Source organism: Cyclobacterium salsum (assembly GCF_010119245.1).
Taxonomy (GTDB): Bacteria; Bacteroidota; Bacteroidia; order Cytophagales; family Cyclobacteriaceae; genus Cyclobacterium; species Cyclobacterium salsum.
This window is the reverse complement of the sequence record NZ_WNKG01000003.1, coordinates 314147-328280: the sequence shown is the minus strand read 5'-3', so window position 1 is coordinate 328280 and position 14134 is coordinate 314147. Positions and strand designations below refer to the sequence as shown.

Annotated in this window: 7 protein-coding genes; all 7 read right to left on the bottom strand. The window is 40.7% G+C overall.

The features are described 5' to 3' along the window. Positions 1–68: 68 nt before the first annotated feature. The 7 genes from GJS45_RS06790 to GJS45_RS06760 all read right to left on the bottom strand — a co-directional run bounded on the left by GJS45_RS06790 (position 69) and on the right by GJS45_RS06760 (position 13684). A complete protein-coding gene (locus GJS45_RS06790; RefSeq protein WP_162340715.1) occupies positions 69–3251 on the bottom strand; it encodes a SusC/RagA family TonB-linked outer membrane protein in 3183 nt (1060 codons plus the stop codon). Positions 3252–3527: 276 nt separating this feature from the next. Then, positions 3528–3836 carry a hypothetical protein gene (locus GJS45_RS06785; protein WP_162340714.1) on the bottom strand — a complete coding sequence of 103 codons (309 nt, stop codon included), beginning with the start codon at positions 3834–3836 and terminating at the stop codon, positions 3528–3530. Positions 3837–4151: 315 nt separating this feature from the next. Continuing rightward, positions 4152–5543: a sulfatase family protein gene (locus GJS45_RS06780; protein WP_162340713.1), complete on the bottom strand. Its 1392-nt coding sequence runs from the start codon at positions 5541–5543 to the stop codon at positions 4152–4154. A 237-nt stretch (positions 5544–5780) separates the two neighbouring features. Continuing rightward, on the bottom strand, positions 5781–7232 hold the full coding sequence (locus GJS45_RS06775; protein ID WP_162340712.1) for a sulfatase family protein: 1452 nt from the start codon (positions 7230–7232) through the stop codon (positions 5781–5783). 238 nt (positions 7233–7470) lie between these two features. Then, positions 7471–8997 carry a RagB/SusD family nutrient uptake outer membrane protein gene (locus tag GJS45_RS06770; RefSeq protein ID WP_162340711.1) on the bottom strand — a complete coding sequence of 509 codons (1527 nt, stop codon included), beginning with the start codon at positions 8995–8997 and terminating at the stop codon, positions 7471–7473. 26 nt (positions 8998–9023) lie between these two features. Further along, positions 9024–12467, bottom strand: coding sequence for a SusC/RagA family TonB-linked outer membrane protein (locus tag GJS45_RS06765; RefSeq protein ID WP_162340710.1), 3444 nt, complete (start codon positions 12465–12467; stop codon positions 9024–9026). Positions 12468–12589: 122 nt separating this feature from the next. Then, positions 12590–13684 carry a FecR family protein gene (locus GJS45_RS06760; protein WP_162340709.1) on the bottom strand — a complete coding sequence of 365 codons (1095 nt, stop codon included), beginning with the start codon at positions 13682–13684 and terminating at the stop codon, positions 12590–12592. Positions 13685–14134 lie beyond the last annotated feature (450 nt).

Sequence of the window (14134 nt, the reverse complement as noted above, 5' to 3'; positions counted from 1 at the left end):
TTTGACGATTAAAATAATCATTGCCCTGTGTGTTTAATGATGATTTTAATCGTGTCGATTTCATTTTTTCAAAAATTTACATTAATTCCGATTGCATATGTTCTGGCAAGTGGGTAGGCACTATAATCAATCCTTAAATTCGAAGTTCCCAAGGAGTTGATATCTGGATTGTAACCACTATAATTGGTCCAAGTGACCAAGTTTTGCCCTGAGGCGAATAATACTAAGGATGAAATGCCCTTAATAGTTAAGTTTGGAAATCCGTAGGCTATCCTGGCGCTTCTTAACCTTACAAAAGAAGCTTCTTCTACTACCCTGCTATTGAAATCATAGGTACGGGATGGGTTAACAAAAGAGGGTTGTTCATTCGTTGGGTTATCAGGAGTCCACCTATCCAATACATAGGTTTGTCTGTTCCTTAAATCGTCGATTGGGTTTTCAGAATCAATTTTGGTGAAGTTTGCCAATTGAAAACCAAATTTACCTTCTAAGAATAAATCCAGCGAGAAGCCTTTATAGGATAAGGTGTTGTTTAGCCCTAAGGTAAAATCAGGAAACGGGTCTCCTATTATGGTTCTATCCTGATCATTTATTACATTATCACCGTTTAAATCCCTGAATTTTCTACTGCCCACGGCACCATTTGTCTGAGCAGGTGAATTGGCCAACTCCTCTGCAGACTGGATAACCCCATCGAACACATGACCATAATAAGCATTGACAGGCTGTCCCACTTCCAATATCGTATAATCTTGCATGAACCGGGTACCGCCCTGAAGAATCCTGGGCAGCTGACCAAGATTAGTAACCTCATTCTTTACTGTGGCCATATTTAAATCCGTAATCCACGAAAAATTACCGACGAAGTTCCTTGACGATAATGAAAGTTCAAAACCACTATTTCTGGTATCCCCAACATTTTGCAGAGAATTACCAAAACCGGTAGTAGTAGGAATGGGTAAGAGCAATAACAGGTCCCTGGTATTGTTCTGAAAGTATTCCACAGAACCGGATATTCTTCCGGAAAGCATACCAAAATCGACTCCCAGGTTAAAGGATTCCGTTGTTTCCCATTTTAGATCGGGATTTGCCAATTGGGTAGGCGCAATAGATTGAAATTCATCCCCATTAAAAACGGAGATTGGTCCGGACCCCAAAAGAACAAGCGATCTTCCATTATCAATTTCCTGGTTTCCGCTCACCCCAAAACTAGTCCTTAATTTAAAATCGGAAACAAAACCGTCCTCTGGGAAAAAAGCCTCATTGGATATATTCCACGCAAGGGCTCCTGATGGGAAGTAGGCGAATTTGTTGTTCGCACCAAATCTGGAAGACCCATCCGCCCTAAAGGATGCCGTCATCAAAAAACGTTCATCATAAGAATAGTTCACCCTGCCAAAACCTGAAACAATATTGTTTTTCCCTTTAAATGACCCTACTTCATACAGTAATGGATCTCCGGAACCTAAATTATTGGGCCCAAAGGAGGTGGTTGGAAAATCCATGGCACTTGCATTAAACCCTAAATTCATGAATTCCTGATAGGAATAACCACCAAGCAAATTTAATTTGTGCTGACCATTAAATATCTTATTGTAATCCAATGTGAATTCATAAACATAACTATTGTTTTCTCTCAAGTTTTGCGTTGCCTGACCTTGCCTCAAAAGTCCAATTTGAGTCACGACATCATCGAAACTATCACTTCTCGCAATGCCCTGATCCAAACCAAAATTTAGTTTTGCCTTGAGATCACTGATGACCTCATATTCCAAAAATCCATTCCCAAACAGTCGGGTTCTTCTTTCAAATCGATCCATCGTTCGTGCCTGGGCCACCGGATTGCTTAAATCCTGCAAGCTGGTTGAGTAGGTTCCATCGCTATTGAATATCGGTTCTGTTGGTGGTAATTGCAATGCCGCCGCAATCACCCCGGCGGTTGCGTTTACGCCAAGACCAAGTGGCACTTGATCCTCTTTGACATAGCTATTATTGAAATTGATCCCTACCTTTAACTTATCACCCACAGAATGAGTTAAATTTATGCGGCCGGAAAATCGTTTAAAACCTGAACTTATTACGATGCCATCTTGATCAAATGCATTTAAGGACAAGTAATACTGGGTATCTTCAGACCCTCCCGAAAAAGAAAGCCGATGTTCCTGAATGGGTGCGGAACGGAAAATCTCACCTTGCCAATTGGTCCCTGCCCCTATGGAGGTAAAGTCATTTTGACTAAAAATCGGTTCAAGGCCCCTATCGCTGTACACGTCATTGTAAAATGACATGTATTGTTGGGCATTCATCATATCTAATGTTTTCGTAGCAGATTGAATGCTGGTCGTGGCATTATAACTTATCGTTAAAGGACTATTTTGCTTTCCATTTTTGGTGGTTATCAGTACCACTCCGTTTGACCCTCTTGCTCCATATATTGAGGTAGCCGAGGCATCCTTTAACACTTCTATGGATTTTATATCAGAAGGATTTAAGGAATTTTCCGGGTTGGCTCCGGGAAGTCCGTCAATTACATATAGCGGTTCATTTCCTGCAGTTATGGAATTAGACCCTCTTATTCTAATAGAAAAATTTCCGCCTGGCCGGGCGCTCGCCTGTGTCACCTGAACCCCCGGAAGCCTTCCCTGAATGATCTGCTCTACCGATCCCTGGGAATCCGTATTCAATTTATCCGCCTGAATGGAACTGACGGAACCCGTAAGGTCACTTTTTTTGACTGTTCCATATCCCACGACCACCACTTCATCCAAGGAGGCCTCATCCTGAGACAAGCTGATATTAATGGTTGTTTGCGCGCTTACTGCAACGGTTTTTGATTCATAGCCAATGTAAGAAAACACCAGGCTTGCTTCATCCGGGACAGTAATGGAATAGTTACCATCTATATCGGTGACGGTACCCGAGGTGGTGCCAAGCACGGTAATCGAAGCTCCTGGTAGAGGTTCTCCGTTTTCATCGGTTACCGTTCCGGAGATTTCAATGTCTACATTTAAGGCCATCGGAGCCTCTCCAAAACCGGATGAGTTTATGTAATGTGGACTGATTTTGTTGGTGCGGACGTCCGTTCCTCCATTGTTTACGGAAAAACCGGCAGCGGTAAGTTGGCTAATAAAAAGCAGGGATAAAAAATATCCGTAAATCACCTTTCTAGCAGGTATCCTTTTTAGACTTATCTTTTTCAGATAGAAACAAAAATCAATTTTATTCCTGCTGAAATAAGTATTTATTTTCATTACAGTGGGGTTTTATGTTAGTAAATAAAATTACCAGGATATTTTAGTTTTAGTATCCAATATTTTACCCATCCTGTGTAATATGTTAGCCCAGGCATGACAAAAAGTTAAAATTTTTAACCCATGAAATCAGTATTTAAAACAATTAAAGGGGTTGAATTGGGCGATTTGTACGTGTAATTGTTTTTAATGAGTCCTCCCTTCTATTGCTGTGCTCAATAAAGTAAAAACCAGGAGGGCCGGATCTTCAGGAAATTTCCTGGTATTGAAACTTAATCACGCAACTATCCGGCTGTACCATATCGTGAATTTTAACATCTTCGTTGGAGTTTTCAGGAAACCGTACATCAAAGGGTGTGGTATAAATTTGATATTTTTTACCCTTAGGAACCCCGTTAATCTTAAAGACAATTGGACAGATACCTTTTGGTGAAGCCTTTCCGGCGCAGCGGCCGCTTTTTTAAAAACCTGCCCTTTGATCAGTTCGACCACTTCCTCCATCTGCCAGTTCAGGTAGTCTGCGTAGGAATAGTTGGTATATTCCAAATCCGGTTCGTTAACTGTATCGCGTTTTCTAAATTCCACAGTTTAACATACCGATTTTAAAGTAAGATATATAATAAGCTCCTTTTTTTAGGTAAAAAACTACATTCCCGTCTAGGTCCAAAATACGGAAAAATCCGATAGTTCAGGATTGCCTGGTTTTGTTACTAGTTTTTTAAGGAATAAATTCTTTGTTATCGTTGTAAATCAAGAACTCAAAAATTATTATTGCGCTTAGATACAAGCTACTGATATTAACACTTTAATAAATAATACGTCCAATTCATTTGCGTTCTGCTTATTAATAAATTGTACATATATCAGCCATTTCATCCAATTGTTTTCAACAATAAATCATTACAAATCTGGGTTCCACCAAGTATCCAGCTCTTCTTGCAAATTTTCAACAATTTCCGGATATTGGGATGCCACATTTTCTTTTTCATGCGGGTCGTTCAAAATGTGGTATAATTCCGGTTTGGAAATAATAGAAATAAATTCGCCCCCCCCACTTAAAGTAATGGTCTGAGGCTCTCCGGATTTTACAGGCATAATCAGCTTCCATGGAGGATTCATAACCATCCGGTGTTCCAGACTTTTTTCAGGAGCGTGCACATCGACCATATCATGGTGAAAATCTTCGCTGAATACAGCATCACGACCCTGAAGATCTCTAGGATTTAAAACATCTAAACCCTGCATCTCGGTTGTAGGCAGCATTCCTAATGCCCTCAGAACCGTTGGAACTATATCGATACTGCTCACAAAATTCGTAGTATCAATTGCAGGTGTGATTTGTCCAGGCCACTTATAAGTTATATGGGTACGGATTCCCATATCATAAGGGGATTGCTTTGACGGCCATTTAAATCCGTTTCCATCGGGGTTCTGAATCCACCCATTATCTGACACATATACAACAATAGTATTATCTGTCATGCCTCGGTTGTCAATGTTCTGTAGAAGTTCTCCTACAGTATTATCAAACCACTCACACATGGCCCAATATTTCGCAATCGCTTTTCCAGGAGCTATATCCATGTATTTTTGTAGCAAGGAATCTGGCGGTGTATGTGGTGTATGCGGCATAAAAGGCGCATACCAAAGAAAAAAAGGAGCTTTCTTATCTTGAGCCTCATTCATGAAATCATATATTGGCTCCAGCCCTTCTCTACCAATTTTTAGGCCTTCATCTCCATGCCTACCATTTTGGGCCGGATCACCAGTGGTCATCCCCCCAGTAAATCCACCCTCTTTCCAGCTTCCTTCCCACCATTTACCGGATTGAAAGGACATATATCCCCTCTCTTTCAACAAAGTCGGAAGGGTAGGATGTCTTTTAAAGTTATCGATAAATTCTTTATTTAACGGTAACCTTTGGATCAACCAGTCCTCCCGGTCACCTTCCTCCGCTTTGACAAATTTCGGATCATTACCTGTGATTCCATGCTGATGGGGATAAAGCCCAGTAATAATAGAAGCCAAGGAAGGGCTGCACACCGGAGCGGTCAGGTAACCACGGGTAAAGGTCAAACCCTCCCTGGCTAACTGGTCGATATTTGGCGTCTCAATATGAGGATGACCCATAAAGCTGTAATCAGTCCAGGATTGGTCGTCAGAAAGAATAAAAATGATATTTGGAGGATTTTCATCATTTTCACTTTCCGTACTTGAACATCCTATTATGAATGTAAATATTACAGATAAACCTAGCAGGCTTTTTAAAGGTATATAATACTTTTTCGTCATCTTAAATTAATTTTTCTTAAGCAATTATTAATCTTTTACACCTGGGTGGATTCCCATCACCTCATCCATGGATGTTGCATCTTCCGTTAAGGATATATTAATGGTTTATTTTTTAAAACTATTTTGAATAGGTTTAAAGGGACATGCCCAATAATCTTCCTGGTAAGAGGTTGGCAAGGGGTTTACAATAACAAATGCGCTTTCATCAAAATTTGTATTAAAAACAGCACCCATCGATCATTCTTCAGAGCTAATATCAAGAGGGGTATTAGGTTTGAATTTAGGACTTTGAACATTGGTTTCGTAGGCTTTATAGGGAATTTCATGACCCCTTTCGGTATTCACTTCATAACCCCACATGGTCAAATATTGTTCTTTGGGCAGAAACAAATCTCCCCTCTCCTTGAGCTTGGCCTGGAGGGTATTATCAAGGTCTTTTTGAAGTTCCTGGTAGATCGGATTATTCAGCAAATTCTCCATCTGAAAAGGATCTTCCAAATTATCATACAATAGCCATGCTTGATCCTGCTTCCTAACATATGTATATCGTGCGGTTCTTATGCCTCTAAAAGGGCTTCCACCGTCGTAGCCAGCAAATGGATAAACGCTCATTATCAAGGCTGCCCGATCATCTTCTACCTTGTCATTGGAAATAAAACCGGTAAGGTCTTCTCCTTCAATGGAACTGGGAATGGAGACTTCTGACATGGATAACAAGGTAGGAAGGATATCGGGTGTATTAATTGGTGCATTTACCTCATATCCCTCTTTTCCGAACACTGCCGGATACCTTATTAGAAAAGGAACACGAATGGACTCATCCCAGGGACGCTGTTTCTCCTTGGGCGACTCACCTTGTGAACCGAGCATTTCGCCATGGTCTGCGGTAAAAACCAGTATTGTATTATCTGCTTTTCCCTCTTCTTCCAGTGTCTTCATTAAATTGCCAATACAATGATCTAGCGCCATGAGATGTGCATAATATCCCTGTGCCTCTTTGCGAGCTTCTTCTTGTCTCCACTCTGGCACATTAGGACGAAGTTTTATGGATTCTAATGGATATTTTTCTTTTAGCTCGGGGGGAGCAGTATGATGTGGGAAATGTGGTATGCCATAGGAAATCATAAGTAAAAATGGTTCCTCATCCGAAGAATGCCTTCGGATGTAGTCCTGAGCATCTTTAGTCTGAGCATAGGCATCATAACCTTCCCACTTCAGTTTTGTAGTATCGTCATTCGCATAATAAAAAGAATTGTTGTAATCGTGGGTACATTCCAGTACTTTCCAATACTGAAATCCCTGCCGACGATCTTTAGGAATATAACTTTCTCTTCCATGGCCATCCAGGTGCCATTTTCCAATGTATCCAGTTTTATACCCAGCCTCCTTATAGATTTCAGCCATGCAAAGCTCCTCACTTGGTAAATACAAATCATTCATAAACATTCCGGTACTCAGAGGATACCTACCAGTCATAAGTGCTGCCCGGTATGGAGTGCATACCGGACTTACAGCAACTGCATTTTTAAAATTAATTGCTTTGGCTGCCAGCTGGTCCAGATTTGGGGTATTGGCATTTGGGTCTCCACTGTACCCCAATGCTTGTGCCCGTAATTGGTCTGCAAGAATGTATACGATATTAGGTTTAGTTGATTTTTTAGCAACTGGTTTATTATTTTGAGTACACATACTCAGCATTAATAGGCAACAAATCAAAAGGTGATTTTTCATTCTGGGTAAGAAGTGAGGGATCATCATTACTGTATTTTAAATATTCAAGCAAGCTCATTTTCTATTTTATTCAATAACACCGAAATTGAGGCACTAATCATGTAAGCCAGGCACAAACTGCAGATTTTCTTATTATAGAATATCCAGATAATGTAACGACTTAAAGCATTGTCTGCATTTCAAACTCCTTATGTTATTAATCAGTTGGGTTTTGCTGGATAAACGGTGCTAAATTCAGTTCTTCACTAGGTAATTGATACAACAATTTGTTAGGTGTTATCACCCAGCTATTCTCATCAAAAGGCAGAAAATTTGGTGGGGGAGTTGTAGGATTAGCCAATTCCACCTGTCCATAGGCTGACATGACTTCTATCGCCTTGCCAGTTCTCAATAGATCAAACCAGCGATGATTTTCAAATGCCAATTCAACCCTTCTTTCATGAGCTATTGCCGTTCGAAAAGCATCCTGATTTGGCAAATCAGTAGTGGTCAGATCGGGCAAATTGGCCCTGGATCTGATTTCATTTAAATAGGTAAAAGGCAATCCGGGATTATATGCCTGCTCGTTGATGGCTTCAGCTAATAACAGGAGTACATCTGCATAGCGATATATTGGCCAGTTGTCTGGTGTTGTAGCAAAATCTGGGTCAACATCATTGTCGTACTTCTTCGCATAAGGTACTGAAAGTGTACCCCTATCAAAATATCCTATTGAAACATCCTTTCTAAGATCATTGACCTCATATGTATTGATCATATCCAAAGTCGGGATGTTTCTTCCTCCACCATTTCCTGGTCCAAGAAAAACAGTCCCTCTAGAACCGAATGGGGCAAATTGGTAAATAAAATTACTAGCCTCTCCGGCTGTCCCATCTAAATACTGCACTTCAAAAATTGACTCCTTACTATTTTTCATAGCAGGATCAAAAAGATCAGCATAGCTTGGAATGATTTCAAAAAGACCGGAATTCACTATATCTTCCAATTCTTGTTGAGCCAAACCATAATCGCGATAATCTGTACTTGTCATGTATACTTTAGCCAACAACATTTTGGCTGCATAACTAGTAACACGCCCCTTGTTGCCTCCTGTATAACTGGGTTCTAATGAGGAAATTGCAAATTGCACATCCGCTATGATCGCTTGGTAAACTTCTGAAATAGGCGTCCTTTCAATGGCAAATGCTTGTTCTGCTGTGGTTATAGGTTCTAAAAGCAGTGGAACATCTCCCCAGTATTGTACTGCAATAAAATGAAAGTAGGCCCTAAAAAATCGTAATTCTCCTTCTATCCTCCGTGCCAAATCTGGGTCGATAGTTGCTGTTTCCAAATAACTAAGGGGAAAATTACAATCCTTTATCGCATTGTATATTTGGTTCCATGGACCGGAAATGGAGTTGGAATCGGAGGTTTCATTAAATTGATCCAAAAATCCAAGTTGCGCAGCACCCCCCAATGCTCCCTGATCGAGAGCATTATCATAAGTTGTGTTATCAGATCTACCTTCCTGTAAAATATGGGCACTCAAAGTAAAAGTTTGAAGGTCTCCATATACTCCATTTGTTGCCTGAATAAAATCATCATCAGTCTGAAAGAAGTCAGCCTCTGTGATATAATGATTTGGTGTAACGGTTAAGAAATCTTCACTACAACCAGAGCCAAGAAATACGGCAAGTACAATAAATCTAAATTGTATATTCAGTGTAATGGTATATTTTTTCATGATTAATTAATTTTATTAATAAATGATCAAAGTGTGATACTTGCTCCTATGGTAATGATGCGTGGAACAGGGTATGAAAAATCGTCCACACCAATTCTAGTAGGAGAACCACCGTGTTGACTTACTTCGGGATTATAACCCGTATAATTAGTGAACCTAAATAGGTTCTGAGCACTGAGTGTAAACCGAACATTAGATACAGATTCAGATCTATCAACCCATGAGGCAGGCAATTGGTAGCCAAGTGTTACATTCTTTATCCAAAGATGATCCCCGTTCTCCACATATATATTTGACACAAAATGTTGTCCCGGATAATAAATAGCTGGAATGCGCCCAGCACCTGGATTTTCGGGAGATTTCCATCTTGTCAGGAATGCCTCATCTACATTCCATCTTCCTACCTCATTATAAGATGCTTCGTATAATGCATTGGCTATTTGATAGCCAAATGATCCTGTCATTAATATAGAAAGTGATACGCCTTTATATACAAATTGATTATTAAAACCTAGAACGGTTCTGGGATGTGGATTACCAATATTCGTCTTGTCCTGAGCGTTAATAATTCCATCACCGTTTACATCTCTATAGATATATGCTCCAAAGTCCTTTGCTCCCGGATATCCATATAGATCAGGATTATCCAGTTGGTCCTGTGTATTGAAAATACCATCTATTTGATAACCCCATAATGATCCCACGGGTAATCCTTCCTCTGTAATATTGTCACCGATAGTAATCCTTTCAATCTGCTCTGGCATCGATGTGACTACATTCCGCAATAGTGAAACATTTAGGTTACCATTCCACATAAAATTGTTTATCTGATGGGTTCCAACAGCCTCAAAATCCCAACCCTTGTTAACCATTTCACCAATGTTGATCCTATTAGATGAAAAACCTGAAGCCTGTGGCACAGAAACATTAAATAGCATGTCCTCGGTGATTTTTTCATAATAGTCCACTTTTAACCCGAATTGGTCATCAAAAAACCCTAAAGACATGCCAATATCAATCTGTCTGGAGGTCTCCCATTTCAAATTTTCTGAACCAAGTGTTGTAAGTGTTTTTCCTGTAACAATTGCGTTGTTTAATACATAATTGTAATTATTGTTCAGGTTATTCAAATTAGGAATAGATAAGATTTGTCCATACTGGTCAAAATCACCAATAGCACTATTTCCAGTAATTCCAAAACTTGACCGGATCTTCATCTCGTTAATGAAAAAATCTTTGGGATAAAAACCTTCCTCTGAAACTCTCCAACCGACTGACGCAGCAGGGAAATTTCCATACTTATTATTGGCCCCAAATCTGGAAGACCCTTCTCGCCTGAAATTCACTTCGGCAAGATATCTACCATTAAAGTCGTAATTCAACCTTCCAAAAAGGGCAGACAGTGACCAATTGCTGCGATCAGTAACCGAAGCAGAAACCTGGGATGCTTCCAGATAATTGATATTATTGTCGGTGGGAAAATTGGATGCATTTATTGAAGACGTTTGTCCAGACTGTTTCTGTGCGGTTTGCCCTAATAAAACGCCAAATGAATGCTGGCCAATCATTTTTTCATAACTTAAAAGATTATCAATTCCCCAGTTTGAAATGTCATAGTTTACATTGGTAGCTCTATTGGTTAGCGGCGGCCTTCCACCAGTGCCAATTGCAGGATTTCCCACTGTGGTGGGGATAAAAACATTATTCGTAAAGGTCAATAGCCTGCTATAAACCCGGGGTCTGAAATGTAAACCTTCCATGATTTTAATATCTAAATTCATTCCGGCATAAATGTCCCGAGTTATGGACTGGTCTTTAGATACCTTTGACTTAAACAATGGATTTGCAAATGAAAAATATCCGGGAGAATCCCCATCAATATATGGAACAAGGTCCCCGTTTGCATCATAAGGTGATTTCAATGGGCTTAAAGTCATCGCTGTCATAGAAATTCCTCTGGACCCCAACTGAGGAGTTTCATTACTTTCTGTATGTGAAACTGATAAATTGGCTCCCGCACTCAACCATTCACTAAATTTGCCATCTACATTGGTTCGTAGTGAATACCGTTTGAAATCGGTGTTAGGCAATAATCCATCCTGATCTAAGTAGCCAGCGGATACAGCTCCTCTAAGCTTTTCATTACCACCCCTATAAGTAAGATTATGACTTTGAAACCCCGCATCAGAACCCTCCTGGTAAACTTCATCCTGCCAATTGGTACCTGGTCCATAATTGGGATCGGCTAAAACATCAAGGTAGATTTGAGGGACTGGATTAGATGTATTATTTCGGGCATTCAATTCCTGAACCCGCTCTACGTTATATTGTGCATACTGCTGTGCATTTAAAAAAGTTGGTCTCCACTTTTGGGGTAGATAGTTATACCCCCCGCTTACTGTATATTCAACCTGGCCCTGAGATTCCTTACCTCTAACGGTTTCTATCAAAACAACACCGTTGGAACCTCTAGCACCATAGATTGAAGTGGATGCTGCATCCTTTAGGACAGTGATTTTTTCAATATCGTTAGCACTTAAACTGGATGGAATATCACCCACTGGGTTGCCATCAATAACAACAAGTGGCGAAACACCGGCATTGATAGAACCAATGCCACGAATTTGAATACTTGGTGTTGATCCGGGAGCGCCATTATTGTCTCTAACGGTTATTCCAGAAGCTCTTCCTTGTAGAAGTTGTCCTGGTTGAGTTATTGGTAAACTTTTTAACTCAGCGGTATTTATTTCAGAAATAGCTGAGGTAACCTTAGCTCTTTCCTGGGTTCCATAACCCGTAACCACTACTTCATCCAATGAGGATTGGTCTTCACTCAATGTGACATTGATCATATTTTGTGTACCCACCACTATTGATTTGGATTCATACCCTATATAAGAAAATACCACAGTAGCTTCTTCCGAAACGGTAATTGAATACTTTCCGTCTATGTCTGAAACAGTACCAATGCTAGTGCCCAATACGGAAATTGTTGCCCCGGGTAATGGCTCCCCATTTTCATCGGTAACCGTACCTGAAATCGTGATGTCCTCAAATTCCACCAAGGTGATCAAATTTTCCTTTTCGGATTTTTTCACATGGATGTTCTGGTCTACCTGCTTGAAACTTAAATGGGACTGCGAAGCAATGGATACCAATAGGTCATACAAACTTTCCCCTTGGCTATCCACACTTATCAAAGGGCTGTCACTGACTTCCCTGTTGGCAAATACAAAATTGAATTCCGTAATCCTTTCCAGCTCTTTAAAGGCTTTCTCCACCTTTACTTCATTTAAGGAAAGGTGTACCGGTACATCTTCGATGCTTTTCACCTGTGCATTGCCGTTCCAGGCAAGCAATAAGCTCATGCTGAGGCATTGTAGGGTGAAGGCGAGTGTAAATAATTTCGTCATGTAGATCACATGCTTTAGTAGGCATTTTTTCATATCTTTACAGCGTTTGTTTTGCATAAATAAACAGTTGTCGGATGAGGGATGGCCGTCCCTCATTCCGCTTAAAATCAGGGACTTACTTGTTGACGCAGGTAGGTCCCTTTCCTTTTTGACTCTTATTTTTTCTTCATAGGCAGTACTTAGTTAAATACCAGCGTTACCCGGTCCTTCTCGATGGTAAACTCAAAACGGGCCGAATAGCTCAGCCCTTCCAAAACGTTTTTCAGGGTTTGGTCCTGAAACCGGCCCGAAACTTCCAGATTCGGATGGGGTGAATTAGAAAATCGAATGGAAACACCATACCAGTTTTCCAACACCCGTTTTATCTCCCACATGGGGCTGTGGTCAAAGACAATGGTTTTTTTGGTCCATGCCAGGACCCGGTCCCGATCAAAAATTACTCGTTTCATCCCCAATTTTTTTAAATCAATTTCCACCCCTTCACCTTTTTGCAAATCAACCGGCTGGGAAAGTATCGAATCGCACTGTACAAGCACCCGACCGGTCAGCAGGGAAATAGCCAGGGGTTCTTTGTCAAAAGCTTTGATATTAAAGGAGGTACCCAGGGCCGTCGTGGTGACCGCACCGGTTTTCACCCTAAAAGGCCGGTTTACGTCTTTGGCCACTTCAAAAAAAGCTTCTCCCTGCAGCTCCAATACCCGCTGATGGGCTTCGAAATTTTTGATGTAGCGGAGGGAACTTCCCGAGTTTAGGACTACCTTCGAACCGTCCTGTAAGGTCAAATTGGATTTTACCCCCGGGGGGGCCACGTGTTCCTCGTAAACCACAGGAATTTCCACGATCTTCGGGACAGGCTGGGGGAAAAATACATTAACCAGGAACGACAGTGTAAAAGCAACAACCAATATGCCCACCAGCCGGTAAAATTGCATTGACCTTTGGTAACCAGTTGACTTTCTGCTTTCAAAATGCCTTAGGGTACTTGAGGAATCGAGTGGAATGACTTTTTTGTCCTGAATTTCCAACTGCAGTTTATCCACGGCTTGGTCAATGTGATTCCAAGTATCCTCTATGCGCCCTTCTTCTACTTCCCTAGCCCGTCTGGACATATTCAGCACCAGTCTCCTGGCCTGCATCATGTCCTTTTGCTTCACGGGATTTTCTCTGAGATACCCCTCCCAATAATTCTTGGAGGCACTATCAGGGGACAAGACCCACTTTTGGAATTCGGGGTCCAATACAAAATCTTCTGTCGTATAATCTCGCTTGCACATAAAATTGGTATTCATACAAAGGAGACAAGGGAATGAAAAAGTTATCCTCAGAAACGAAAAATATTTTAAATATTTTTTAAAAATAGCTATAAACTAAGGATCAAAAGCCCTTAGTGCCTGTATTAACCGTCTGTAAAACGATTAAAACAGAATATCCATCTAAGCATCCATCCAAACCTCATCAGCGGAACTCTCTTAAATAAGACAGCCTTTTCCTAAAGTAAAAATTATTTTTGCAGGCATGTAAATTTATAACATATTGTTTTATTGGTATTTAGTTAAGGAAACCCTTACCGGCATTGGTCGGGAAAGACTCTTTCCCCGTGAAGGGAGATTTGTGTGCGATCGGATTTGGGGCGTCAAAAAGCTTCCTTCCTCAGCCCGATTGCCAGCGTATAAAAACGGAATGAACGAAAAAATCCCCCTTCGCCCCCTTAGAAAGGGGGATTA